General features: G+C 71.2%; 24 protein-coding genes and 6 tRNA genes. 5 read left to right on the top strand and 25 right to left on the bottom strand.

What is annotated here, in order from left to right; translation table 11 throughout:
- Window positions 1–69: 69 nt before the first annotated feature.
- The 13 genes from clpP to rlmE form a co-directional block, all read right to left on the bottom strand.
- Window positions 70–696, bottom strand: coding sequence for an ATP-dependent Clp endopeptidase proteolytic subunit ClpP (gene clpP / locus C7456_RS01735; protein WP_109722036.1), 627 nt, complete (start codon window positions 694–696; stop codon window positions 70–72).
- Between the two features lie 99 nt (window positions 697–795).
- The gene (gene tig, locus C7456_RS01730; protein ID WP_109722035.1) at window positions 796–2,088 is read right to left on the bottom strand and encodes a trigger factor; all 1,293 of its coding nucleotides are present in this window, start codon (window positions 2,086–2,088) and stop codon (window positions 796–798) included.
- Between the two features lie 72 nt (window positions 2,089–2,160).
- Window positions 2,161–2,245 (bottom strand) — tRNA-Leu (locus C7456_RS01725).
- Window positions 2,246–2,504: 259 nt separating this feature from the next.
- Window positions 2,505–3,251 (bottom strand): hypothetical protein, encoded by a 747-nt coding sequence (locus C7456_RS01720; protein WP_139942880.1) that lies wholly within the window; start codon window positions 3,249–3,251, stop codon window positions 2,505–2,507.
- 17 nt (window positions 3,252–3,268) lie between these two features.
- On the bottom strand, window positions 3,269–4,240 hold the full coding sequence (locus C7456_RS01715) for an arginase family protein (protein ID WP_109722033.1): 972 nt from the start codon (window positions 4,238–4,240) through the stop codon (window positions 3,269–3,271).
- A gap of 53 nt (window positions 4,241–4,293) precedes the next feature.
- Window positions 4,294–4,893 (bottom strand): CGNR zinc finger domain-containing protein, encoded by a 600-nt coding sequence (locus C7456_RS01710; RefSeq protein ID WP_109722032.1) that lies wholly within the window; start codon window positions 4,891–4,893, stop codon window positions 4,294–4,296.
- A gap of 521 nt (window positions 4,894–5,414) precedes the next feature.
- Window positions 5,415–5,490, bottom strand: a tRNA-Lys gene (locus tag C7456_RS01705).
- A 16-nt stretch (window positions 5,491–5,506) separates the two neighbouring features.
- Window positions 5,507–5,583: transfer RNA gene (locus tag C7456_RS01700), tRNA-His, on the bottom strand.
- 12 nt (window positions 5,584–5,595) lie between these two features.
- Window positions 5,596–5,672 (bottom strand) — tRNA-Arg (locus C7456_RS01695).
- A gap of 22 nt (window positions 5,673–5,694) precedes the next feature.
- Window positions 5,695–5,771 (bottom strand) — tRNA-Pro (locus C7456_RS01690).
- A 170-nt stretch (window positions 5,772–5,941) separates the two neighbouring features.
- Window positions 5,942–6,018, bottom strand: a tRNA-Arg gene (locus C7456_RS01685).
- A gap of 250 nt (window positions 6,019–6,268) precedes the next feature.
- The gene (gene ftsH / locus C7456_RS01680) at window positions 6,269–8,218 is read right to left on the bottom strand and encodes an ATP-dependent zinc metalloprotease FtsH (RefSeq protein WP_211306193.1); all 1,950 of its coding nucleotides are present in this window, start codon (window positions 8,216–8,218) and stop codon (window positions 6,269–6,271) included.
- A complete protein-coding gene (gene rlmE / locus C7456_RS01675; protein WP_109722031.1) occupies window positions 8,215–8,865 on the bottom strand; it encodes a 23S rRNA (uridine(2552)-2'-O)-methyltransferase RlmE in 651 nt (216 codons plus the stop codon). The genes ftsH and rlmE overlap by 4 nt, the downstream gene beginning before the upstream one ends.
- Before the next feature lie 79 nt (window positions 8,866–8,944).
- Here rlmE and yhbY point away from each other — a divergent pair, with 79 nt between their 5' ends.
- Together yhbY and C7456_RS01665 are read left to right on the top strand one after the other, a co-directional pair.
- A complete protein-coding gene (gene yhbY, locus C7456_RS01670) occupies window positions 8,945–9,241 on the top strand; it encodes a ribosome assembly RNA-binding protein YhbY (protein ID WP_109722030.1) in 297 nt (98 codons plus the stop codon).
- Between the two features lie 4 nt (window positions 9,242–9,245).
- Window positions 9,246–9,623, top strand: a complete 378-nt coding sequence (locus C7456_RS01665) for an Mth938-like domain-containing protein (protein ID WP_109722029.1) — start codon at window positions 9,246–9,248, stop codon at window positions 9,621–9,623.
- A 134-nt stretch (window positions 9,624–9,757) separates the two neighbouring features.
- Here C7456_RS01665 and C7456_RS01660 read toward each other — a convergent pair whose 3' ends face one another.
- From C7456_RS01660 to surE, 4 genes are read right to left on the bottom strand one after another with little or no spacing between them, the layout of a single operon-like run.
- On the bottom strand, window positions 9,758–10,753 hold the full coding sequence (locus C7456_RS01660; protein ID WP_109722028.1) for a peptidoglycan DD-metalloendopeptidase family protein: 996 nt from the start codon (window positions 10,751–10,753) through the stop codon (window positions 9,758–9,760).
- 31 nt (window positions 10,754–10,784) lie between these two features.
- On the bottom strand, window positions 10,785–11,390 hold the full coding sequence (locus tag C7456_RS01655) for a YqaA family protein (RefSeq protein ID WP_109722027.1): 606 nt from the start codon (window positions 11,388–11,390) through the stop codon (window positions 10,785–10,787).
- Window positions 11,391–11,421: 31 nt separating this feature from the next.
- The gene (locus C7456_RS01650; protein WP_109722026.1) at window positions 11,422–12,102 is read right to left on the bottom strand and encodes a protein-L-isoaspartate(D-aspartate) O-methyltransferase; all 681 of its coding nucleotides are present in this window, start codon (window positions 12,100–12,102) and stop codon (window positions 11,422–11,424) included.
- A gap of 3 nt (window positions 12,103–12,105) precedes the next feature.
- Window positions 12,106–12,885 (bottom strand): 5'/3'-nucleotidase SurE, encoded by a 780-nt coding sequence (gene surE, locus C7456_RS01645; RefSeq protein WP_109722025.1) that lies wholly within the window; start codon window positions 12,883–12,885, stop codon window positions 12,106–12,108.
- Window positions 12,886–13,034: 149 nt separating this feature from the next.
- Here surE and C7456_RS01640 point away from each other — a divergent pair, with 149 nt between their 5' ends.
- Window positions 13,035–13,586, top strand: a complete 552-nt coding sequence (locus tag C7456_RS01640; protein ID WP_109722117.1) for a Smr/MutS family protein — start codon at window positions 13,035–13,037, stop codon at window positions 13,584–13,586.
- Window positions 13,587–13,623: 37 nt separating this feature from the next.
- On the top strand, window positions 13,624–14,253 hold the full coding sequence (locus C7456_RS01635) for a hypothetical protein (RefSeq protein ID WP_109722024.1): 630 nt from the start codon (window positions 13,624–13,626) through the stop codon (window positions 14,251–14,253).
- A 10-nt stretch (window positions 14,254–14,263) separates the two neighbouring features.
- Here C7456_RS01635 and truD read toward each other — a convergent pair whose 3' ends face one another.
- From truD to C7456_RS01595, 8 genes are all read right to left on the bottom strand, one after another.
- On the bottom strand, window positions 14,264–15,280 hold the full coding sequence (truD, locus tag C7456_RS01630; RefSeq protein ID WP_109722116.1) for a tRNA pseudouridine(13) synthase TruD: 1,017 nt from the start codon (window positions 15,278–15,280) through the stop codon (window positions 14,264–14,266).
- 383 nt (window positions 15,281–15,663) lie between these two features.
- The gene (mgtE, locus tag C7456_RS01625; RefSeq protein WP_109722023.1) at window positions 15,664–17,103 is read right to left on the bottom strand and encodes a magnesium transporter; all 1,440 of its coding nucleotides are present in this window, start codon (window positions 17,101–17,103) and stop codon (window positions 15,664–15,666) included.
- A complete protein-coding gene (gene ispF, locus C7456_RS01620) occupies window positions 17,100–17,573 on the bottom strand; it encodes a 2-C-methyl-D-erythritol 2,4-cyclodiphosphate synthase (RefSeq protein WP_109722022.1) in 474 nt (157 codons plus the stop codon). Before ispF ends, mgtE begins: the two co-directional genes overlap by 4 nt.
- Window positions 17,574–17,717: 144 nt before the next feature.
- Complete coding sequence (gene ispD / locus C7456_RS01615; RefSeq protein WP_109722021.1) at window positions 17,718–18,422, bottom strand: 2-C-methyl-D-erythritol 4-phosphate cytidylyltransferase; 705 nt, start codon at window positions 18,420–18,422, stop codon at window positions 17,718–17,720.
- A 1-nt stretch (window position 18,423) separates the two neighbouring features.
- Complete coding sequence (gene ftsB / locus C7456_RS01610) at window positions 18,424–18,744, bottom strand: cell division protein FtsB (RefSeq protein ID WP_109722020.1); 321 nt, start codon at window positions 18,742–18,744, stop codon at window positions 18,424–18,426.
- Window positions 18,745–18,759: 15 nt separating this feature from the next.
- A complete protein-coding gene (eno, locus tag C7456_RS01605) occupies window positions 18,760–20,073 on the bottom strand; it encodes a phosphopyruvate hydratase (protein ID WP_109722019.1) in 1,314 nt (437 codons plus the stop codon).
- A 70-nt stretch (window positions 20,074–20,143) separates the two neighbouring features.
- Complete coding sequence (kdsA, locus tag C7456_RS01600; RefSeq protein ID WP_109722018.1) at window positions 20,144–20,977, bottom strand: 3-deoxy-8-phosphooctulonate synthase; 834 nt, start codon at window positions 20,975–20,977, stop codon at window positions 20,144–20,146.
- Between the two features lie 160 nt (window positions 20,978–21,137).
- Window positions 21,138–22,811, bottom strand: a complete 1,674-nt coding sequence (locus C7456_RS01595; protein WP_109722017.1) for a CTP synthase — start codon at window positions 22,809–22,811, stop codon at window positions 21,138–21,140.
- Window positions 22,812–23,042: 231 nt separating this feature from the next.
- Here C7456_RS01595 and C7456_RS01590 point away from each other — a divergent pair, with 231 nt between their 5' ends.
- The gene (locus tag C7456_RS01590; RefSeq protein ID WP_109722016.1) at window positions 23,043–24,860 is read left to right on the top strand and encodes an aminopeptidase P family protein; all 1,818 of its coding nucleotides are present in this window, start codon (window positions 23,043–23,045) and stop codon (window positions 24,858–24,860) included.
- Window position 24,861 lies beyond the last annotated feature (1 nt).

Below are 24,861 nucleotides of genomic sequence, written 5' to 3'. Positions count from 1 at the left end.
AATAGCACAGGGCTCCGCGCCTGGACCCAGGCGCGGAGCCGGCTTCCCGGTACCGTTAACGGCCGCGCGTCAGGCCGACTTGACCGTCTCGACGGCGCGCCGGTCCAGCACGGAGTCGACCAGGCCGTAGGCCTTGGCGTCGACGGCGCTCATGAAGCGGTCGCGCTCGGTGTCGCGGGCGATCTCCTCGATCGGCTTGCCGGTGTGGCGGGCCAGGATCTCGTTCAGCCGCTCGCGCATGGTGAGGATCTCGCGGGCGTGGATCTCGATGTCCGTGGCCTGGCCGGAAATGCCCCCCGCCCACGGCTGGTGGATCATGATCCGCGAGTGCGGCAGCGAATGGCGCTTGCCGGCCGCGCCCGCGGCCAGCAGCAGCGCGCCCATGCTCGCCGCCTGGCCCACGCACATGGTGCTGACGTCGGGCTTGACGAACTGCATGGTGTCGTAGATCGCCAGGCCGGCGGTGACCGAGCCGCCGGGGCTGTTGATGTACAGGTGGATGTCCTTGTCGGGGTTCTCCGACTCCAGGAACAGCATCTGCGCGATCAGGATGTTGGCGACCTGGTCGTTGACCTCGCCCACCAGGAAGATCACCCGCTCCTTCAGCAGGCGCGAGTAGATGTCGTAGGAGCGCTCGCCGCGGGCGGTCTGCTCGACGACGATGGGCACCAGGTTGAGGTTTTGGATCGGGTCCATAGCCACGGGTGAAGTCTCCAAAGGCGAAGATTGAAAGTCCGGCCAGGAAAGCCGGTGGAGCTCTCCGCGACAGGGATGCCGCGTCAAACCTTACCCCACTCAGGCGCCGACCGGGCGCATCACCTCGTCGAAGCCCAGGTTCTGCACGGTGGTCCTGGCGTGCTCGGCCACCCACTCGGCCACCTGGTCCTCCATCACGCGGTTCTGCAGCCCGGACATGAGTTGGGGGTCGCTGTTGTAAAGTTCAACGACCTTTTCCGGCTCCTCGTAGGTGGAGGCGATCGCGGCGAGCTGCTCGGCCACGCGCGTGCGGTCCAGCTTCAGCTCCTGTTTGCGGGCGATCTCGCCCATCAGCAGGCCGGCGATCACGCGCTTGCGGGCCATCGGCAGCGCCGCCTCGACCAGCTGCGGGGGCGGCTGCTGGCCGCGCGGCACGCTCCCGGCGGCGAGGTTGCGCGCCTCGGCCTGCACCATCAGGTTCGGCACGTCCAGGTTCTCGTAGGCGTTGGCCAGCTTCTCGGCCACCTCGGCCTTCAGGCGCGCCATCAGGGTGGCCTTCAGCTCGCGCTCCAGGTTGGCGCGCACCTCCTTGCGGAAGCTGTCCAGGTCGCCGTCGGCGATGCCGAACAGCTTGGCGAAGTTGGCGTCCACCGCCGGCAGGTGCGGCTCCTGCACCTTGACGATCTTGAAGCTCACCTTGGCGGTCTTGCCGGCCAGGTTCTCGTTGCGGAAGTCCGCCGGGAAGTCGATGTCCGCCGCATACTCGTCGCCCGCCTTGCGGCCGCTCAGCGCCTCGTCCAACGCCTTGAACAGGGTGCCCGAGCCCAGCACGCTGCCGGCGCGCTCCACGCCCTCGGCCGGGAAGCGGTAGTCGCCGGCCACGGCGGAGTACTCGAACATCACGAAGTCGCCCTCGGCCGAGGCGCGGTCCACCTCGTCGAAGCGGCGGCGCTGCTGGCGCAGCGTCTCGATCATCTTCTCGATGTCGGCCTCGGTCACCTCGGCGGCGGTGCGGGTGATCTCCAGCGCGGCGACGTCGATCTCGGGGAACTCCGGCATCACCTCGAAGGTGGCGGTGTAGGCGATCTCGCCGTTCTCCGGCTTGCCGGTGGTGTCGATGGCCGGGTTGGCGACCGGGCGCAGGTTCTCCTTCTCGAACGCCTCGCGCAGCGTGCTGCCGATCAGGTCGGACAGCACCTCGCCGCGCACCTGCGCGCCGAAGCGCTGCTGGATCACCGCGGCGGGCACCTTGCCCGGACGGAAGCCCTTGAGGCGCACGGTGCGGCCCATCTCGGCGATGCGCGCGCTCACCTGCGACTCGAACCGCTCCGCCGGGAACCGGACCGTGAGCTTGCGCTCGAGCTTGCCGACGTTCTCAACCGAAAACTGCATGACGTCTCCTGAGTGATACTCTCGTAATAGACCGGCGCCCCGCGCGCCCGGCCGTCGACCTTCGTTCGGGAATGGTGCGAAAGGCGGGACTCGAACCCGCACGGTGTGAACCGCTGGAACCTAAATCCAGTGCGTCTACCAGTTCCGCCACTTTCGCATCGCAAGCAACGGATTCCAAAAGGCTTTGCCGCCCCGCGGCGCTGCCGCAGACGCGCCGGACCCGCTGCCCAAGCCGATGTTCCCTTGCGCCAAAGCAAGCCATTTTAAGGTCGCACGCGCGCTCCGCACAAGCGCGCGCGGCCCCGGCCGGCCGGCCCGCGCGCACCGGCGGCGCGCCCTCCGGGCGCCGCCGCGCGGCACAAAAAAGACCCGCGCCGAGCCGGCTGCCCCGCTCCCGGCGTGACGGCCCGGGGCGCTTATCCGGGATGGGGGACGGCCGGAGCGCACGGTCCGTTGCCGCCGACGCGCCGGGCCTTGAACACCGCGTCGAGCTGCCATGTCCTGCCGCCGTCGGACGAGTATTCGCTCAGCCAGGTGAACGAGGCCGGCTTGATGTCGGTGAATGTCCAGCGGGTGAAGGTCCCGTCCGGGTCGCTGCTTTGCTGGACGACCGAGTCGCCGACTTTTCTCGCCACGAGCTCCGTCTGGTCGTGCGACACGGGATTGATCCAGACCACGCGCCAGGCTTTGATACTGTCGTCGTAGTAGCGCAGGCTGCTCCCATAGCGGTTGTGCTCGCGCGGCACGCTCCCCCGGCGCTGGGCACGCACGGGCGCGATCCAGACGTCCTGGATCGCCCGCCCTTCGAGAACCCAGGCGAAATGCCATTCCCCAGTGCTCGTATGCCGCGATCCGTCCGGCCGGACGTCGGTGACGTCGACCGCCCAGTCGCCGACCAGCCATCCGTAGACCGCTGCGGCGGAAGCGGGAAGCTCCGGCGAGGGGCCGCAGGCGAGCAAGGCATCGGAAAAACGCGCGCCGGCCGATGCGTCGATCAGCGGCCGGCGCGCCACCGCATCCTGCTGGATGGCCAGCGCGAGGGCGCAGGCGGCCGCACGGCGCCAGCCTGCCGTCGCGGGTTTTCTCCCGGAAGTGCACGGCCGCGCCGCTTGCGCGTTGCGCGTCGTGCTCGTGGATGCGTGGGTACGGGTGACAAGGTGCATGGGCGGTTTGGCGTGCATCAGCGGAGACTCGTCGAAAAGGCCGGGTCGGGAAGTTCTGGCGCGCGAAGTCGCCGCGATCGGGCGAGCGCCTGCGCCAGCGCCGCGCAGAAAGTCCGCAGCGTGGAGCCGTCTTCCTCGCCGTGATCCGGATTGACCTCGCAAACGGTGAGCGCCGCCCAGTTCGGCGCGAGCAGCAACAGGCGAAGGGCCGCCATGAGCTCGTCGAACCGCAGGCCCCGGTTGCGGCGCGTATTTTCGGCGAGCGGAAAGTCCAGGTAGTCGAGCACGTCGGCGTCGAGATGGATCAGCAGGTGCGTGAACCGTCGCGCCCAGCCGTCCAGGACCCGACGGGCCGCCTGCTCGGGATCGGCCCTGACGGCGCCCAGGGGAATCCCCGCGATGCCGAGCGCGTCGATGATCCCGCGCTCGGGGGGCGTTACGTTGTCATGGCCGAAGTAGAGGATCTGCCCGGGCTTCAGCAGCGGCTTCCGATGGCCCACCTCCGCCAGGGCCGGCACCGTGCCCTCGATGCCGAGCATGTGGGCGACGCCCATCCAGTCGAGCGCTCCGTCGGTCGTACTGGCCGGGGTGTTGAGGTCGGTGTCCAGGTCGATATAGACCAGGCCCACGCTTCCGCCGGTTTCGACGGCCGCCGCCACGATCCCGAGCTCGACCGTGCAGTCGCCTCCCAGGACCAGGACGGGCGACTGCCTTGCGAATGCGGATCCGGCTTCATCCGCCGTCGCGCGCGCCACGCGCGCGGCCACGTCCGCATGCATGGCGCGCGGATGGGCGCGGTCGGCGCGCCAGCGGAACCCCGGCACGTCGCCGCGATCGTCGACCTGGATTCCCTCGCGGCGCATCAGCTCGACCAGGCCCGCCTCGCGCAAGGCGGCAGGCGCCTTTTCCTGTCCGGGTGCATAGGAGCCGGCGCTGCTGGGAGCCCCGATGACGACGAGCGGACGGGCGGTGGCGGCGGCGTCCCGCATTTCGATCACGGTGAGTCGCTCCCTTGTCCGCGATGGGTGAGGCGCCTGCCGTTTCAGGACTGCGCGCGAAGCCCGCGCCCGTAGTGGCGGCGGGCCTTGGCGCGGTTTCCGCAGTCGGCCATGCTGCACCAGCGCCTGCGCGACGCCTGCGAGCGGTCCAGGAACAGCCAGCCGCACGCAGGGTCTTCGCACTGCCGCAACCGTGCGACGTGGTCCGACGTCAGCAGGTTCGCCGCGCTCAAGAGGACGGGGCCGAGAATCCGCACCGGACTCTCGGCCGGATCATTCCATTGCCAGCGCACCCCGCCGCCGGCGCAAACCAGTTGGCGGCTGGTGGCGACGTCGGCCAGCCGCGCGTTCAACGCGGCGACGAGTCTGGCGTCCGGGGCGGCACCGTCGACGAGCCTCTTGAACACCCCATACAGCTGTTCCCGGACCAGGCGGATCTGCCCGAGGTGCTGCGCGGAAGGCACGCCGACCCGCCGGAGTTCCGCAGCGCCGGAAAGGCGGGTCCAGCGCTGGACGTCCCTGGCCTCGCGGAAATATTCCCGCGGCTCCGCCAGTCGGTTGCCGACCGTATTGACGAAATCCAGGGCCAGGTTCCCGGCAATGAACTGGAAGTCCTGGGTGCTCGGCATGGCCGTCTTGGGCATGGATGTCTTCCGCCGGCGATGGCGTCCAACCTCTTTGTCAGGTTAAACCGTATAACCCGACGAAAGGGTTAGTCAATGCTCGACATGACGGACCGCGCCGAGCGCATGGAACCCATGTCCCGGCCTCGGCCTGCGCGGCCGCCAGCGGGTGCTCAGGTAGTCCTCGACAAGCGAGTCGGGCGGTGATGTCGCTGCGGGGCATCGGCATGAATGCCGCGGATCGTGGCCCAGAGGCCCGCGAGGCACTGATGCGGCCGATGAAGGAGAAAAGAGCCAGCGGGCTTCTTGACCCTGGCCGTCCCGAGCGAGGAGGAGAACCGCAAGGTACACTCGTGCCGTTCGCGCCGATTGGGCTCGACCTCGATTTCCGGGGTCGCATGCAAGCGCCTGGGCATCGGGCTCGCCCCTTCGTCAGGCTCCGGCGTGATAAACGGCGCAAAACCGGAGGCCATACAGGCCGAAGCGCGAAATCCGGGCAAAGAAAAAGGCACTTGGATTGCTCCAAGTGCCTGATTCCCAAGTGGTGGGCCGTGTAGGATTCGAACCTACGACCAATTGATTAAGAGTCAACTGCTCTACCAGCTGAGCTAACGGCCCGGGAACTGCTCTTGATTGGGGTGGACGATGGGACTCGAACCCACGACAACCGGAATCACAATCCGGTACTCTAACCAACTGAGCTACGCCCACCGTAAAACAATTTGGCGCGCCCGACAGGAATCGAACCTGCAACCGTCGGCTTAGAAGGCCGATGCTCTATCCGGTTGAGCTACAGGCGCTTGGACCAAGCATATCGCCTGATGGTCGGGGCAGAGGGATTCGAACCCCCGACATCCAGCTCCCAAAGCTGGCGCTCTACCAGACTGAGCTATACCCCGCGTATCGAGTCTCCGTCCGCTTTCGCGTGCCGAAGCTCTCGAATGCTACGGGTGACACCTCGTCCAGTCAATCCGTATCGAAGCACACCGAACTTCCGATTCGTCCGGCCCGCAGGCGATGCCCTGCCTGCGGAACGGGAGGCGGCGCGAACGTCGCATCCCGCTAAAAATGGCGCGCCCGGAGAGATTCGAACTCCCGACCACCAAGTTCGTAGCCTGGTACTCTATCCAACTGAGCTACGGGCGCGCGGTGAACCCTTCCGCCCCGACCGGCAACCCCGAAGTGTTGCCGCCGCAGCGAGAAGCGGAATTATTCAGATACCGGGCGAGCGCGTCAACACTTTTCCGACATTTTTTTTGACGTCGTTGCCGGGCGCTCATCCCCCCGTCGCCGCGGCCACCGCGGCGTCCTGGCGTTTGGACGTCCAAACGCCAACGGCCCCGCCGATGTTCCCGGACAAGCGAAGGGCGGCCCATGGCCGCCCTTCGCCGTCGCCTCAGCTGCTGAAGCGGCTCTGCGTGGCGGGGTCGCCGACCTTCGCCGAGCCGGCGTCGCCGCGCGGCGGCGGAGGCGGCGGCACCGTGCCGGTGGTGGTGCCGGTCTTCGACCAGTCGGCCGGCGGCCCCGGCACGCGGCCGGCCATGATCTCGTCGATCTGGTGCGCGTCGATGGTCTCGTACTGCAGCAGCGCGTCGGCCATCAGGTGCAGCTTGTCGATGTTCTCGGTGAGCAGCTGCTTGGTGCGCGCGTAGGCCTGGTCGAGGATCGAGCGCACCTCCTCGTCGATCTTGCGCGCGGTCTCGTTGGAGACGTTCTTGTGCTGGGTCACGGTGCGGCCGAGGAACACCTCGTCCTCGTCCTCGCCGTAGGTCATCGGCCCGAGCTCCTCGGACAGGCCCCACTTGGTGACCATGTTGCGCGCCATCTTGGTGGCGCGCTCGATGTCGTTGGAGGCGCCGGTGGTGACCTTGTCGTTGCCGAAGATCAGCTCCTCGGCGACGCGGCCGCCGTACAGCGAGCACAGCTGCGACTGGATCGCCACGCGGTTGATGCTGTACTTGTCGTTCTCCGGCAGGAACTGGGTCACGCCGAGCGCGCGCCCGCGCGGGATGATCGTCACCTTGTAGACCGGGTCGTGCTCGGGCACCAGGCGGCCGACGATGGCGTGGCCGGCCTCGTGGTAGGCGGTAAGCTTCTTCTCGTCCTCGCTCATCGCCATCGAGCGGCGCTCGGTGCCCATCAGGATCTTGTCGCGCGCCTTGTCCATGTGGCTCATGCGCACCTCGCGCGCGTTCTCGCGCGCGGCGAACAGCGCCGCCTCGTTGACCAGGTTGGCCAGGTCCGCGCCGGAGAAGCCCGGCGTGCCGCGCGCGATGGTCATGGCGTTGACGTCCGCCGCGACCGGCACCTTGCGCATGTGCACCTTGAGGATCTGCTCGCGGCCCTTCACGTCCGGCAGGCCGACCACGACCTGGCGGTCGAAGCGGCCCGGGCGCAGCAGCGCCGGGTCGAGCACGTCCGGCCGGTTGGTGGCGGCGATGACGATGATGCCCTCGGTGCCCTCGAAGCCGTCCATCTCCACCAGCAGCTGGTTGAGGGTCTGCTCGCGCTCGTCGTGGCCGCCGCCCAGGCCGGCGCCGCGGTGGCGGCCCACCGCGTCGATCTCGTCGATGAAGATGATGCACGGCGCGTGCTTCTTGGCCTGCTCGAACATGTCGCGCACGCGGCTGGCGCCCACGCCGACGAACATCTCCACGAAGTCGGAGCCGGAGATCGAGAAGAACGGCACCTTGGCCTCGCCGGCGATCGCCTTGGCCAGCAGGGTCTTGCCGGTGCCGGGCGGGCCGACCATCAGCACGCCGCGCGGGATCTTGCCGCCCAGCTTCTGGAACTTGCCGGGATCGCGCAGGAACTCGACCAGCTCGCCGACCTCCTCCTTGGCCTCGTCGCAGCCGGCGACGTCGCCGAAGTTGACCTTGACCTGGTCCTCGCCCTGCAGCTTGGCGCGCGAGCGGCCGAAGCTCATCGCCCCGCGCCCGCCGGCGCCGGCCTGCATCTGCCGCATGAACCAGATGAACACGCCGACGATCAGGATCACCGGCAGCCAGTTGATCAGCAGGCTGACGAAGGTGAGCCCGTTGCCGGACGGCTCCTGCGTGATGATCACGCCCTTGTCCTGCATCTGCTTGACCACCCCGTTGGTGGAGAAGCCGAGCACCGGCGCGACCGTGCGGAAGGAGCTGCCGTCCTTGAGCTTGCCGGTGATGGTGGCGGGGTTGTCGGCGCTGATGCTGGCGCTGGCCACGTTGCCCGACTCCACGCTCTGCACGAAGCTGCTGTACGGCAGGTCGGACGAGCCCCCGTGCGGATTGAAGCTCTGGTACACGGTGAGCAGCACCACCGCGATGATCACCCAGAGCAGCAGGTTTTTTGCCATTTCGTTCATGCACGGTTCTCGCCGGATGCCTTGCCCGTGGCCTTGTGCCCGGTGGCAAGCGCGTACACCTCCCGCGAACGGGCGCGGGAGGCCTTGGGTTTACGCATAGTCACGCGCGTGAACTCCGCGCGCAAGCTGCGCAGGTAATCGTCGAAGCCGGCGCCCTGGAACAGCTTGATCAGGAACGACCCGCCCGGCCGCAGCCAGTGCCGGCAGAAATCCAGGGCCAGCTCGGCCAGGTCCATCGCGCGGATCTGGTCGGCCAGCGCCACGCCACTCATATTGGGGGCCATGTCCGACAGCACAAGATCGACCGGATGGCCGCCCAGGCGCGCCTCCAGCGCCCGCAGCACGCCTTCCTCGCGGAAATCGCCCTGGATGAAGTCCACCCCGGCGATGCCCTGCATCGGCAGGATGTCCAGCGCCACCACGGTGCCGCCGTCGCCCAGCCGCTGGCGCACCAGCTGCGACCAGCCGCCGGGCGCGGCGCCCAGGTCGACCACCCGCATGCCCGGCTTGAGCAGCCGGTCGCGCTCGATCAGCTCCTCCAGCTTGAACACGGCGCGCGAGCGCAGGCCCTCGGCCTGCGCCTTCTTCACGTAGGGGTCGTCGAAATGCTCCCGCAGCCAGCGGGAACTGCTCTTGCTGCGGGACATCCGGCAACGTTCACGAGGGGAAACACGGCCCGCATGATACCCTGCGCCACTCTTCCGCCGCGAATCCGAGACTGAACGCATGGCCCTTTCCCCCTCGCAGCGCCGCTATCTGCGCAGCCTCGCCCATGACCTGCACCCGGTCATCCTGCTCGGCGCCAAGGGGGCGACCGCGGCCGTGGTGAAGGAGCTGGACGTGGCGCTGGACCGCCACGAGCTGGTCAAGGTGAAGCTGTCCGGCGGCGACAAGGACGAGCGCGCGGCGCAGGTCGCCTTCCTGGTCGAGGGCACCGGCGCCGAGGACGTGCAGCGGATCGGCCACGTGGTGGTGCTGTTCCGCCGCAACGAGGACGAGCCCAAGCTCGCCCTGCCGCGCTGAGCCCATGGACCTGTCGCTCGAACGCCCCGGCGACTACCTGTTCGTGCGCCGCGTGGGCGAGCGCGGCGTCACCGTGGTCGACCGCGAGCTGCGCCGCAGCTTCCTGCTGGCCCCGGAGCGCGCGGTGGAGGACTGGCCGGTGACCAGCGCGCGGGCGCTCGCCGCCGCGCACGTGGAAGACATCCTCGCCCTGGGGCCGGAACTGGTGCTGCTGGGCACCGGCGTGCGGCAGGTGTTCCCGGACGCCGCCTTCCTGGCCGGCTTCCTGCGCCGCGGCATCGGCATCGAGGTGATGGACAACGCGGCCGCCGCGCGCACCTACGACCTGCTCGCGGGCGAGGGGCGGCGCGTGGTCGCCGCCTTCATCCTGCCGGAAGGCTGAAAAGAATCCCGCCGTGGGGATGGCCTCTGGGGGAGCGGCCTCCGGCCGCGATCGCCGCTTCCGCGAACCCCAGCGCGGCCGCAGGCCGCGCCCACGAAGAAGGCCGCTCCCGCAGAGGCCGCTGATGCGCCCCGTCAGCGCGGCGGCAGGTAGCCCAGCGGATCGACCGGATTGCCGTCCTTGCGGATCTGGAACTGCAGCTCGTCGCGCGAGGCGCCGGTGGCGCCCATCTCGGCGATCTGCTGGCCGGCGCTGACGCGCTGGCCTTCCTTCACCAGCCGCCGGCGGTTGTGCCCGTAGGCCGACAGGAAGCTGTCGTTGTGCTTGATGATGATCAGCTCGCCGTAGCCGACCAGGCCGTTGCCGCTGTACACCACCACGCCGTCGGCCGCCGCGCGCACCGGGTCGCCGGCCTTGCCGGCCAGCTCGATGCCGGGAATGGCGTCGCCGCTGCGGAAACCCTTGATCACGCTGCCGTCGGCCGGCCAGCGCCAGACGATGCCGCCGGCCGAGCGGGTGGCGCCGGCGGTTTCCGTCGGCGTGGTGGCCGGCGGCGGACGGGTCGCGGCGACGCCGGCCACCGGCACCACCGTGGTGGCCGCGGCCGGCGCGGGAGCCGGCGCAGGCGGCGCGGCGACCGGCGCCGGCGTTCCGCTCGGCCGGGTCGCGGCGGGCCTGGGCGTAGCCGTGGCGGCCACGGCGGGCGCGGACTCGACCGGCTGGAAGACCGGCGCCGTCGGTGCGGCATTCGCCGGCGCGCCCGCGGCCGGCGCGCGCGGCGCCGCATGACGCGCGTTCGCTGCCGCCGCGCCGGCGCCTGACGGCGACAGCCGCAGCACCTGGCCCGGCCAGATGGTGTAGGGCGGCGCGATGCCGTTCCATTCGGCGAGCTGGCGGAAGTCGACGCCGTTGCGGAAGGCGATCGAGTAGAGCGTGTCGCCGCGGACCACCCGATAGCTGCCGCCGGGCGCGGCGGGATGCGCGGCCGGCGCCGGCGCCGGCCGCGCGTAGCCGCCCTGACCGGCCGGCTCGACCACCACCGAGCTGCGCGTGATCCCGCACGCGGCCAGTACGAGCGCGGCGCCGCCGGCCGCGAGGCATCGGATCAGTCCATTCATGCGCCCGAGCATAGCGAGCTCCCGCGGGATTTTCATACGCCGCTCAGCGCAGCCACAGCCACCAGGCCAGCGCGGCCGCCAGCGCGGCCAGCGCGGCCCAGCCGATCCACTCGATGTGCCGGTGCAGGATGCGCTCGGCGCGCTCGCCGAACAGGCGGATCAGCAGCGCCAGCAGCCACACGCGCTTGCCGCGCCCCACCGCCATGCAGGCCAGGAACGGCAGCACCGGCACGCCGACGATGCCGGCCGCCCAGGTGACGAACTTCATCGGCATCACCGGCTGCAGCGCCGCCAGCATCAGCACGCCCAGCATCGCCAGCCAGTGCCGGCTCATGTCATCGCGCAGGTTGTCCACCCACACCGCCACGGTCTGCTGCATGTGCGGGCTGAACAACGGGCGCACCGCCTCGTAGGCGAAGTGCCCCAGCGCGTAGCCGACCAGCGAGCCGAGCAGCGAGAACAGCAGGCTCAGGTTGGCGTAGCGGAACGCCTTGTGCCGCTTGCCCAGCATCATCGGCGCCAGCATCACCTCCGGCATCACCGGGAAGATGAAGGCCTCGACGAAGCTCAGCCCGCACAGGTAGTACACCGCCCGCGGATGGCGCGCCCAGGCCAGCGCGCGCGCGTACAAGGCTCCGAACAGGCGCATCAGCGGCTTCCCTGTCGTGTGGCGGCGCGCATCAGCCGATGCCGCCGAGCAGCGGGACGAAGCTCACCGCGCAGAGTTCCTCCTGCACGTAGTCGCCCTGCCCGTCGCCGCGGATGCGGATCAGCGTCTGGCTGCTGGGCGAGCCCACCGGCGCCACCAGCACGCCGGTGGGCGAGAGCTGGTCGAGCACCTGGCTCGGGATGGCGTCGCCCGCGGCGGTGAGGATGATGGCGTCGAACGGCGCCTCGTCCGGCCAGCCCAGCTTGCCGTCGTCGTGGCGCGAGCGGATGTTGGTGAGCCCGAGCTGGCGGAAGCGCCGGCGCGCCTGGCGCAGCAGCTCCTCGATGCGCTCCACCGTGTAGACCTGCGGCACCAGCTGCGCCAGCACCACGGCCTGGTAGCCCGAGCCGGTGCCGATCTCCAGCACCTTGCGCGGCACGCCGAACTCCAGCAGCGCCTCGGTCATGCGCGCCACCACCCACGGCTGCGAGATGGTCTGGCCGTGGCCGATCGGCAGCGCGGTGTTCTCGTAGGCGCGCGAGTGCAGCGCCTGGTCGATGAAGTGGTGGCGCGGCGTGTTGCGGATCACGTCGATCACGCGCTGGTCGCGGATGCCCTCCTCCCTGAGCTTGGCGGCCAGGCGGTCGCGCGCGCGCTGCGAGGTCATGCCCTCGCCCTTGAATGCCGACGGCGGCAGCGGATGGATGTTCATCGCTCAGGCCGCCTCGTCGTTCATCGCGTCGGTCATCGCCTGCACCCAGCCGCTGACCTTCTCCAGCGCCTGGTAGCGGGTGAGGTCGACGTGGATCGGCGTCACCGAGACGTAGCCGCGCCGCACCGCGTGGAAGTCGGTGCCGGGGCCGTCGTCCTCGGCGCTGCCGGCCGGGCCGATCCACCAGATCGGCCGGCCGCGCGGGTCGGTCTGCGCGATGCACGGCGCCGAGCGGTGGCGCTTGCCCAGCCGGGTGACCTCGAAGCCGCGGATCTCGCCCCACGGCCGGTCCGGCACGTTGACGTTGAGGATGGTGTCGGCCGGCAGCGGGTCGACCAGCAGGCGCCGCATCAGCAGCAGCACCGCCTGCGCGGCCGATTCGTAGTGCACGCCCTTGTGGTCCTGGCTGACCAGCGACACCGCGATCGCCGGCAGGCCGAGGAAGCGCCCCTCCATCGCCGCCGACACCGTGCCCGAGTAGATCACGTCGTCGCCGAGGTTGGAGGAGTTGTTGATGCCCGACACCACGATGTCCGGCTCCTCGTCGAGCAGGCCGGCCAGCGCCAGGTGCACGCAGTCGGTGGGCGTGCCGGCGACGCGGTAGTAGCCGTTGTCCATCCTCAGCACGCGGATCGGCGCGTCCAGGGTGAGGGAATTGCTCGCGCCGGAACGGTCGCGGTCGGGCGCCACCACCGTCACCTGGCCGAAGGCGCCGAGACGCTCGGCGAGCACGCGGATGCCCGGGGCATCCACGCCGTCGTCATTGCTTACCAGAACTCGCATGCTGCTCCGTCGAAACCCCTTGCGCGAGGCGCCGGCCGCCGCATCCGCCGGCCGCGCGTGCAGACTCCCGAGTCTACCCGAGCGGCCTGCCGGTTTCACTCGATTCGCGGCGCCTCGCGCAGCGCGGACGGCTTGCTAGCATGTGCGCGATGAAACGCCGGCCGCCCACCGAACCCAGCGACGAGGACGCGCGCCTGTTCCGCGAGGCGGTCGGCCGGGTGCGCACGCTGCAGCCGGCCGACGCGCCGCCCGCGGCGCCGAAGCCCGCGCCGGAGCCGCGCATGCTCGAGGCCGACGAGGCGGCCGTGCCGGGCGAGCTGCTGGACCTGGCCTTCGACCCCGCCCTGCTGGAAGTCGGCGAGGAGCTGTCCTACCTGCGCGACGGCTATCCGCCGAAGCTGCTCAAGGCGCTCAAGCGCGGGCAGTACAGCGTGCAGGACGACATCGACCTGCACCAGATGAACGCCGCGGCGGCGCAGGCCAGCATCGCCGACTTCCTCGCCGAGGCGCGCCGGCGCGGCCTGCGCTGCGTGCGCATCGTGCACGGCAAGGGCCTGCGCTCGCAGGCCGGCGGCCCGGTGCTGAAGGCGCTCACCGACCGCCTGCTGCGCCGGCGCGACGACGTGGTCGCGTTCGCCTCGGCGCGGCCGATGCAGGGGGGCACCGGCGCGGTGGTCGTGCTGCTGCGGCCGCCGCGTTGAATCCCATCCCTGACAAAGAAACCGCGAGGAACGCCCCATGCAGACGCTCGGCCAACGCTTCCTGATGATCTATGCCGGCATCCTCACCGCCGCCTTCGCCGCCACCGTGCTGTGCGGATTCGCCGTTCCGCGCACGGAGCGGCTGGACACGCTCGACGTGCAGCGCATCAACGTGCGCGAGCCCGACGGCACGCTGCGCATGGTGATCTCCAGCCACGCCCGGCTGCCGGGCATCATCGTGAAAGGCCAGGAACGGGCCTTCGACCGCCCGCAGGCCGGCATGCTGTTCTACAACGACGAAGGGTCGGAGAACGGCGGCCTGATCTTCGGCGGCCGCCGCAACGCGCAGGGAGAAGTCGTGGACTCGGGCGGCAGCCTGTCGTTCGACCGCTACAACGCCAACCAGATCGTGCAGCTGCTCGGCGTGGACGACCACGAGGACCGCATGGACGGGCTGGCCGTCTCCGACAGCCCGGAGAACGCGCCCGGCCACCGCCGCATCTGGATCGGCAAGGACGAGGACGGCACCGCCGCGCTGGCGCTGATGGACGGCGCCGGCCGCAGGCGCCTACTGCTGGAAGTGCCCGCCGAGGGTACGCCCAGCCTCGCCTTCCTCGATGCCGACGGCAAGGTGGTCCAGCGCCTCGAGCCGGCGGCGGCGCATTGAGCCGGCGACGTCAGGCCGCATCCGGCTCCGCCACTTCGCGCACCACCACCGTGGCATAGGCCCCGGCCGGCAGCTCGAACGCCAGCTCCAGCACGTCGTCCGCGGGCCAGCGCCAGCGCAGCCCTTTCGGCAGCAGGCGCAGCGGGCGGCGCTCCTGGTCCATGCGCGCGTCGGCCAGGCCGCGCGCGAGATCGTCGTTCGCCGCGGCCACCGCGCGTTCCAGCCCGCCCGCTTCCGCCGTCGCGGGCGGCTCGCCCCGCCCCCACAGCGGCCCGGACGGATGGATGTCGCCCTGCGCCAGCCGCGCGGCCAGCGCGTCGCCGAACGGCTCCGGCCCGAACCACGAACGGGAGCCGGCCAGCGACCAGATCTCGCCGTCCAGCGGCCGGTCCCACGCATCGCGCTCCACGCGCGCCGCAAGCACCTCGTTGAAGATGTGCGAACGCGCCGCCGACAGCAGGAAGGCGCGCCTGTCGCGGTCCACGCGCCGGCCGGCGAACATCGCGCGCGCCTGCTCCACGTTGCCGCCGCCGCGGCCGAAGCGCTGCTCGCCGAAGTAGTTGGGCACGCCGCGCGCGGCGATCCTTTCCAGCACGGCCTCCGCCGCCGCGCGGCCGCCCCGCACCTCGCGCAGCGTGAGCACGAAGCGGTTGCCGCGCAGCGCGCCGCGCTTGAGCTTGCGGCCATGCCGCGCGGCCGCCAGCACCTTCGCTTCCGCATGCGGAAACGCCGACCAGTCCGGGTCCGGCCGGCCGGCGAGCTGCACGCTGAAGGCCTGCCGCGTCACCGCGTGGCGGTCCTTCAGGCCCGCGTAGCCCACGGCCAGCGGCGGCACGCCGGCGAACCTCGCCAGCTCGCGCGCCACCCAGTCGGTGTTGGCGCCGCGCTTCTCCACCCACAACAGGGCGTGCTCGCCCGCGCCGTCGGCCTCGTAGCCGAGGATTTCCTCGACCACGAAGTCTTCCGGCGCGACGCGCAGGCGGGCGGCGAGCGGCGGGCCGCCGTGGGCGTGGGGGAGTTCGTGCATGGGCAGGTTCATCCGGTCTCGCTCATCGTGCCCGCACGGGCGCATCGCCGTCCGGGACGCATCAAGCATGGCTTCGGGGAGGCGCAGCCCAGGGCCGTTTCGCACGCGATGCCGTGCGGCCGCGGCGCGGGGTCCGGGCGGCGCGCCTCATCCTCAAATGGCGTCATTCCGGCGCAGGCCGGAATCCAGTGACGACACGGCCCGGACAGGCGACATCGCTGCTGGATTCCGGCCTGCGCCGGAATGACGGCGAAAAGCGAAGCATGGCACGGATGCCCGTTCCAGCGAACATGGCGGCCATGGCAAGCCGACGGTCCGCATCGCCGCGACGCAGGCGCTCACCACGCGCCCGCGCACCGGGCGCAGGGCCGCCGAAACGCCCTTCACATCAGGAACAGCGTGGCCAGCCCCAGGAAGATGAAGAAGCCGCCGCTGTCGGTCATCGCGGTGATCATCACGCTGGAGCCCAGCGCCGGGTCGCGGCCGAACCTCATCATCAGCATCGGGATGCCGACGCCGGCGAAGGCGGCCAGCAGCAGGTTGAGCGTCATCGCCGCGGTCATCACCAGGCCCAGCGCCAGGTGGCCGTACAGCATCCAGGCGACCGCGCCGATCACGCCGCCCCAGATCAGGCCGTTGAGCAGCGCCACCGCCAGCTCCTTGCGCCACAGCCGCCTGGCGCTGTCCGGCGCGATCTGCCCCAGCGCCAGCGCGCGCACGATCATGGTGATGGTCTGGTTGCCCGAGTTGCCGCCGATGCCGGCGACGATGGGCATCAGCGTGGCCAGCGCCACCAGCTTCTGGATCGAGCCCTCGAACAGGCCGATCACGCGCGAGGCGACGAAGGCGGTGACCAGGTTGATCGCCAGCCACGACCAGCGGTTGCGCACCGAGGCCCACACCGAGGCGAAGATGTCCTCCTCCTCGCGCAGGCCGCCGCGGCTCAGCGCCTCGCTCTCGCCCTTCTCGCGGATCACGTCGAGCATGGCGTCGACGGTGATGCGGCCGATCAGGTGCCCGCTGGCGTCCACCACCGGCGCGGTGACCAGGTCGTAGCGCTCGAACGCCTGCGCCACCTCGGCGGCCTTGTCGTCCGGGTGGAAGGTGTTGACGTCGGGCGCCATCACCTCGCTGACCATCTTCTCCGGCGGGTTGACCAGCAGCCAGTGCAGCGGCAGCACGCCGGTGAGCAGGTTCTCGTGGTTGACCACGAACAGCTTGTCGGTCTGCTCGGGCAGCTCGTCGAAGCGGCGCAGGTAGCGCAGCACGGTCTCCAGGCTGACGTCCTCGCGGATGGTCACCATCTCGAAGTCCATCAGCGCGCCGACCTGGTCGTCCTCGTAGGACAGCGCCGACTGCACCCGCTCGCGCTGCTGCGCGTCGAGGCTGGCCATCAGCTCGGGCAGCACCTCGGTCGGCAGGTCCTCGACCAGGTCGGCCAGCTCGTCGGCGTCCAGCGAGCCGGCGGCGGCGAGGATCTCGCGGTCGTCCATGTCCGCGATCAGCGACTCGCGCACCGCGTCGGAGACCTCCAGCAGGATCTCGCCGTCGCGGTCGGCCTTCACCAGCTGCCAGACCGCCAGGCGGTCGTCCAGCGGCAGCGCCTCCAGCAGGCGGGCGATGTCGGCCGGATGCAGCGCGTCCAGGTGGCGCTGCAGCTCGGCCTGGTTCTGCCGGTGCACCAGCGCGTCGACCAGGTCCTGGTGCGCGCCGTGCTGGCCGTGCGCGACCTGCTCGACCAGCTTCTGCCGGCGCAGCAGCTCCACCACCGCCTCCAGCTGCTCGTGCAGGCGGTGCGGGCCGCGCGCCTCCGGCTCGCTCATGCGCGCTCCAGCAGCACGCTGGCCTGCGCGGCGATGCCCTCGCGGCGGCCGGCGAAGCCGAGCTTCTCGGTGGTGGTGGCCTTCACGCTGATGCGGTCGATGCCGCATTCCAGGTCGGCGGCCAGGTTCTCGCGCATCGCCTGCGCGTGGGGGCCGACCTTGGGCGCCTCGCAGATCACCGTGACGTCGGCGTTGCCGAGCCGGTAGCCCCGCTCGCGCATCAGCGCCGCGGCGTGACGCAGGAAACGGCGGCTGTCGGCGCCGCGCCAGCGCTCGTCGGAGGGCGGGAAGTGCGTGCCGATGTCGCCCAGCGCCAGCGCGCCGAAGATGGCGTCGCACAGCGCGTGGATCACCACGTCGCCGTCCGAGTGCGCCAGCACGCCGTGGTGATGCGGCACCCTCACGCCGCCCAGGGTCACGTGGTCGCCCTCGCCGAAGGCATGCACGTCGAAGCCGTTGCCGATGCGCATCAGGATGTGCCCGTGGGTGGCAGGCCGGGAAGGTCGCGGGCGGTCCGCCCGCGGAACGGAAAAGCGGCAAGCAGTGTATGCCGATACGTGGCGGGACGATGACGCCGCCGCGCCGGCGGCAGGGCCCGTCCCGCGGCGCGGCGGCTAGCCATGGGCGCCTCCCGCGGTCTTCGCCAGCAGGAACTCGGCCAGCGCGAAGTCGGCCGCGGTGGTCACCTTGAGGTTGTCCTCGGCGCCTTCCACCAGCAGCGGCGCGTGGCCCGCCAGCTCCATCGCCATCGCCTCGTCGCTGGGCGCGAGGCCGCGCCGCGCCGCCTCGCGCAGGGCCGCGGCGAGCGGGCCGCGGCGGAACATCTGCGGCGTGAAGGCGCGCCAGCGCGCCTCGCGCGGCTCGGTGGCCACGCTGCGGCCCCGCGCGTCGGCGCGCTTGAGCGTGTCGCGCAGCGGCGCGCCGAGCAGGCCACCGTCCGCGGCGCCGGCCAGGTCGAGCAGGCGGTCGATGTCGGCGTGGCGCACGCAGGGCCGCGCGGCGTCGTGGACCAGCACGAAGTCGCCGGCGGCGACCTCCGCCGGCAGGGCGTCCAGCCCGGCCAGCACCGAGTCGCTGCGCTCGGCGCCGCCGGCCACGGTGCGCACCGGCTTGCCGCGGAGCTGCACATGGCCGGGCCACAGCGGGTCGTCCGCCGCCAGCACCACCAGCAGGCCGGCGACGCGCGAGTGCGCGGCCAGCCGCTCCAGCGTGTGCTCGATCAGCGGCCGGCCGGCCAGCGGCAGGTACTGCTTGGGCCGGTCGCCGCCCACCCGCATGCCGCGCCCCGCCGCGGGCACCACGCACCAGAAGCCGGCCATGTCAGTGGCCGCCGTCGGCGGGCGGCGGCGCGCTGGCCGCGGCGGCCGGGCGCTCGACCACCTGGTAGAAGGTCTCGCCCGGCTTGATCAGGCCCAGCTCCGAACGCGCGCGCGCCTCCACCGCCTGCTCGCCGTGCTTGAGGTCCTCCACGTCGGCGGCCAGCGCCTGGTTGCGCTGGCGCAGGCGGTCGTTCTCGTCGGACTGCTTCTTCACCGCCGCGCGCAGCGCGTCCACCTCGCGCATGCCGCCGCTGCCGGTCCACAGCTTGAACTGCAGACCGACCAGCAGAGCCAGCAGGATCAGCGCGACCCAGCGCAGCATGCGGCGGCGCGGGCGTCAGCCCGGCAGGCGGCCCAGGCTGGGGAAGGCGTCGCGGCCGGCGTAGCGGGCGGACGGGCCCAGCGCCTCCTCGATGCGCAGCAGCTGGTTGTACTTGGCCACGCGGTCGGTGCGGCACAGCGAGCCGGTCTTGATCTGGGTGGCGGTGGTCGCCACCGCGATGTCGGCGATGGTGGTGTCCTCGGTCTCGCCCGAGCGGTGCGAGATCACCGCCGCGTACTTCGCCGCGTCGGCCATTGCGATGGTCTCCAGCGTCTCCGACAGCGTGCCGATCTGGTTCACCTTGATCAGGATCGCGTTGGCGATGCCCGCGTCGATGCCCTTGCGGAAGATCGCCGGGTTGGTCACGAAGTTGTCGTCGCCCACCAGCTGCACGCGCTTGCCCAGGCGCTGGGTGAGCAGCTTCCAGCCTTCGCCATCCTGCTCGGCCATGCCGTCCTCGACGGTGAGGATCGGGTACTTGTCGCACCAGCCGGCCAGCACGTCGACGAAGCCGGCCGCGTCGTACTTCTTGCCCTCGCCGGCCAGGTCGTACACGCCGTCGTGGAAGAATTCGGAGGCGGCCGCGTCCAGGCCCAGGAAGACCTCGCCGCCGGCCTTGTAGCCGGCCTTGCCGATCGCCTCCAGGATGGTCTCGATGGCTTCCTCGTTGGAGCGCAGGTTGGGCGCGAAGCCGCCCTCGTCGCCCACCGCGGTGTTGAGACCCTTGTTCTTCAGCACGCCCTTCAGCGCGTGGAAGATCTCCGCGCCGGCGCGCAGCGCCTCGGCGAAGCTGGGCGCACCCACCGGCAGGATCATGAATTCCTGCACGTCCACGTTGTTGTCGGCGTGGGCGCCGCCGTTGATGATGTTCATCATCGGCACCGGCAGCGCGCCCGGCTCGCCGGTGGTGCCGTTGATGGAAGCCAGATAGCGCCACAGCGGCTCGCGCTTCTGCGCGGCCACGGCATGCGCGGCGGCCATCGACACGCCGAGGATGGCGTTGGCGCCCAGCCTGCCCTTGTTCGGCGTGCCGTCGAGGTTGATCAGCCTGGCGTCCAGGCCGCCCTGGTCGGCCGCGTCGAAGCCCTTGAGCGCGCTGGCGATGGCGCCGTTGACGTGGCCCACCGCGTTCTTCACGCCCTTGCCGCCGTAGCGCGCCTTGTCGCCGTCGCGCAGCTCGACCGCCTCGCGGGTGCCGGTGGAGGCGCCGCTGGGCACCGCGGCGCGGCCGAAGCCGCCGCCGGCCAGGGTCACTTCGGCTTCCAGCGTGGGGTTGCCGCGCGAATCGAGGATTTCACGGGCGTGGATGCGGACGATCTCTGTGCTCATGGGATTCCTGGCTTGCGTTTTGGGGGCGGAAACGGGAGGAAGGCTTCGTGCGGGACGCGCCCGCGCCGGTTCAGAGCGTATGTTCGAGGAAAGCGTGGCGCTTGGTCACCCGGTCCAGTTCGAGCAGGGTCTCCAGCAGCGCTTCCATCTTGTCCAGCGGCCAGGCGTTGGGGCCGTCGCTGAGCGCCTTGGAGGGATCGGGATGGGTCTCGGCGAACAGGCCGGCCACGCCCGCCGCCACCGCCGCGCGCGCCAGCACCGGCACGAACTCGCGCTGGCCGCCCGAGCTGGTGCCCTGCCCGCCGGGCAGCTGCACCGAGTGGGTGGCGTCGAACACCACCGGGCAGCCGGTGCCGCGCATCACGCTGAGCGAGCGCATGTCCGAGACCAGGTTGTTGTAGCCGAAGCTGGCGCCGCGCTCGCAGACCAGAATGTCGTCGTTGCCGACCGCCCTGGCCTTGTCGACCACGTTCTTCATGTCCCACGGCGCGAGGAACTGGCCCTTCTTGATGTTCACCGGCCGGCCGGCGCGCGCCACGTTCTGGATGAAGTCGGTCTGCCGGCACAGGAAGGCGGGCGTCTGCAGCACGTCCACCACCGCGGCCACCTCGTCCATCGGGGTGTACTCGTGCACGTCGGTGAGCACCGGCACGCCGATCTGGCGCCTCACCTCGGCCAGGATGCGCAGGCCCTCCTCCATGCCCGGCCCGCGGAAGCTGCCGGCCGAGGAGCGATTGGCCTTGTCGAAGCTGGACTTGAAGATGAAGTTGACGCCGAGCCGGTCGGTGATCTCCTTGAGCCGGCCGGCGGTGTCCAGCTGCAGCTGCTCGGACTCGACCACGCACGGGCCGGCGATCAGGAACAGCGGCCGGTCCAGGCCGACCTCGAATCCGCACAGCTTCATGGGCACTCCTCGTTCGATGCGTGGCGTGCCGCAACGCGGCCGCCGTCTTTCCGACCTTCATTCCCGCGCGGGCGGGCATCCATGGCGCCTCCGGCCGGCCGCCGGAAGCGGACTCCCGCTGGCGCGGTGACGGCGGCGGCGCGGGCGCGGCGCGGCCGCGTCATGCCGTCGCCTTCGCCCCGGCCAGCTTCCCGCCCTCGCGCACCGCCTTGTACTCGCGGGCGGCCTGCACGAAGCCGATGAACAGCGGGTGGCCGTCGCGCGGGGTGGAGGTGAACTCCGGGTGCGCCTGGCAGGCCAGGAACCACGGGTGCCGCTGCTGCGGCAGCTCGATCATCTCGACCAGCAGGTCGTCCATCGACTTGCCGGAGATCACCAGGCCCAGGTCCTCGAACGACTGCCGGTAGCGGTTGTTGAACTCGTAGCGGTGGCGGTGCCGTTCGCGCACCACGTCCTGGCCGTACAGCTCGCGCGCCAGCGTGCCGGCCTTCAGGCGGCACTCCTGCGCGCCCAGGCGCATGGTGCCGCCCAGGTCCGAGCGCTCGCTGCGCGTCTCCACCTCGCCGCTGGCGGTGGTCCACTCGGTGATCAGCGCGATCACCGGGTCGGGCGTGTTGCGGTCGTTCTCGCTGGAGTCGGCGTCCTTCAGGCCGGCCACGTGGCGGGCGAAGTCCACCACCGCCGCGTGCATGCCGTAGCAGATGCCGAAGTACGGCACGCCGTGCTCGCGGGCGTACCTGGACGCCAGCACCTTGCCCTCGAAGCCGCGCTTGCCGAAGCCGCCCGGCACCAGGATCGCGTCGGCGTCGCCGAGCACCTGGGGCGCGCCCTCGGCCTCGATCTGCTCGGAGTCGATCCACTTCAGGTTGACCCGGGTCTGCTGCTTGATGCCGCCGTGGCGCAGCGCCTCGCCCAGCGACTTGTAGGCGTCCTTGTGCTCGACGTACTTGCCGCAGATGGCGATGGTGACCTCGTCCCTCGGGTGCACCACCGCGTCCACCGTGCGCTGCCAGGCGGACAGGTCGGCCGGGCGGGCGTCCAGGCCCAGGCGCTTGACCACGATGTCGTCCAGGCCCTGGCTGTGCAGCCACAGCGGGGTCTTGTAGATCACGTCCACGTCCACCGCGCTGATCACCGCGTTCTCCGGCACGTTGGTGAACAGCGCGATCTTGCGCCGCTCGCCCTCCGGCAGCGGCTGCTCGCAGCGGCACAGCAGGACGTCGGGCTGGATGCCGATGGAGCGCAGCTCCTTCACCGAGTGCTGGGTCGGCTTGGTCTTGATCTCGCCGGCGGCCTTGATGTACGGCACCAGGGTGAGGTGCATGAACAGGCACTTCTCCGGGCCGTGCTCGATGCGCAGCTGGCGGATCGCCTCCAGGAACGGCAGCGACTCGATGTCGCCCACCGTGCCGCCGATCTCCACCAGCGCCACGTCGAAGCCGCGGGTGGCCTCGTGGATGCAGTGCTTGATCTCGTCGGTGATGTGCGGGATCACCTGCACGGTGGCGCCCAGGTAGTCGCCGCGGCGCTCCTTGCGGATCACGCTCTCGTAGATTTTGCCGGTGGTGACCGAGTTCTTGCCGGTGAGGCGGGTGTGGACGAAGCGCTCGTAGTGGCCCAGGTCCAGGTCGGTCTCCGCGCCGTCGTCGGTCACGTAGACCTCGCCGTGCTGGAAGGGACTCATGGTGCCCGGATCCACGTTGATGTAGGGATCGAGCTTCATCATGGTGACCGAGAGCCCGCGCGCCTCGAGGATGGACGCGAGCGACGCCGCCGCGATGCCCTTGCCGAGCGAGGACACCACACCGCCGGTGACGAAAATCAGGGGGGTCATGGAATGCAGCCGTGCCGGAAATAGGTATTTTAGCGGGTGATCGGGCGGGGGGCGAGGGGCGCGGCGGGGCAGTTAAGCAGGGGCGAGTAGCGAGGGCGCGAAGACCGCGCGCCGCGCCTGGGGGGACGGGGGCTCGCGCTCTGCGCGCGGCCTGCACGGTTCCTCACGCCTGCATGCGCGCGCCCTCGCTACTCAACCCCTCGCTCCTCCCCCGACTGCTAGCATCGCTCCATGAACGCCCTCGCCGCCCCCTCCGTCCCCGCCCGCCTCGCCGCCCTGCGCCAGGCCATGCGCCGCCACGGCGTCGCCGCCTGCCTCGTGCCCACCGCCGACCCGCACCTGTCCGAGTACCTGCCCGCCCGCTGGGCGGCGCGCGAGTGGCTGTCCGGCTTCACCGGCTCGGCCGGCACGCTGCTGGTCACCGCGGACGAGGCCGGGCTGTGGACCGACTCGCGCTACTTCGCCCAGGCCGAGCGCGAGCTGGCCGGCAGCGGCATCGCCCTGATGAGGCAGAAGGTGGCCCATGCGCCCGAGCACCTGGCCTGGCTGCAGCAGCACCTGCGCGAAGGCGAGACGGCGGCGGTGGCCGGCGACAGCCTGTCGCTGGCGGCGCGGCGGCAGATCGAGCGCCTGCTGGGCGAAGCCGGCGCCGCGCTGCGCACCGACCTGGACCTGCCCGCCGAGGTCTGGCCGGACCGCCCCGCCCTGCCGAAGGCGCCGGTGGTCGAGCACCCGCCGGCCTACGCCTGCGTCCCGCGCGCCGAGAAGCTGGAACGCCTGCGCGCCAGCCTGCGCAAGCACGGCGCCACCCACCACCTGGTGTCCAGCCTGGACGACGTCGCCTGGCTGACCAACCTGCGCGGCAGCGACGTGGAATGCAACCCGGTGTTCCTCGCCCACCTGCTGGTGCAGGCCGGGGGCCCGGCCACGCTGTTCGCCGACCGCGGCAAGTTCGACGACGCCCTCGTCGCCGCGCTGGCCGCCGACGGCGTGCGCCTGGCCGACTACGCCACCGTGGTCGACGCGCTGGCCGAGCTCGGCGCCGGCGACGCGCTGCTGCTCGATCCCGCCCGCGTGGTCTGCGCGGTGGCCGACGCGCTGCCGGCGGCGGTGCGGCGCATCGAGGCGGCCAACCCCAGCACCCTGGCCAAGGCGCGCAAGAGCCCCGCCGAGCTGGACCACGTCCGCGAGACCATGCGCCGCGACGGCGCCGCGCTGGTGCGCGCCTTCCGCCGGCTGGAGGACCGCCTCGCCGCCGGCATGGCGCAGACCGAACTGGACGTGGACGCGCTGCTGCGCGAGGAGCGCGCCGCGCAGCCCGGCTTCGTCGGCGAGAGCTTCGCCACCATCGCCGGCTACCAGGCCAACGGCGCGCTGCCGCACTACCGCGCCACGCCCGGGTCGCACGGCGCGCTGGCGCGCAAGGGGCTGCTGCTGGTCGATTCCGGCGGCCAGTACCTGGGCGGCACCACCGACGTCACCCGCGTGCTGGCGCTGGGCGAGACCACCGCCGAGCAGCGCCGCGACGCCACGCTGGTGATGAAGGGTCTGATCGCGCTGAGCCGCGCGCGCTTCCCGAAGGGCGCCAGCGGCCCGCAGCTGGACGCGCTGGCGCGCGCGCCGCTGTGGGCCGGCGGCATGGACTACGGCCACGGCACCGGCCATGGCGTGGGCTACTTCCTCAACGTGCACGAGGGCCCGCAGTCGATCCGCCCGCCGGTGCCCGGCGGCGCGCTGGTGCCGCTGGAGCCGGGCATGATCACCTCGATCGAGCCGGGCCTGTACAAGCCCGGCCGCCACGGCATCCGCCACGAGAACCTGGCCGTGGTGGTCGAGGCCGAGCACACCGAGTTCGGCGACTTCTGCGCGTTCGAGACCCTGACCCTGTGCCCGTTCGACCGCCGCGCGCTGGAACCCGGCCTGCTCAGCCCCGAGGAACGCGCCTGGCTGGACGACTACCATGCCACCGTGCGCGCCGCGCTGGCGCCGCTGCTGGAGGACGCCGACCTCAGCTGGCTGGAGCGGCACTGCGCGCCGCTGGGCGGCTGAA

The sequence above is a fragment of the Fulvimonas soli genome (genome assembly GCF_003148905.1).
Classification (GTDB): domain Bacteria; phylum Pseudomonadota; class Gammaproteobacteria; order Xanthomonadales; family Rhodanobacteraceae; genus Fulvimonas; species Fulvimonas soli.
Note: the sequence above shows the minus strand (reverse complement) of the source record. Positions and strands in the feature narration are given on the sequence as shown.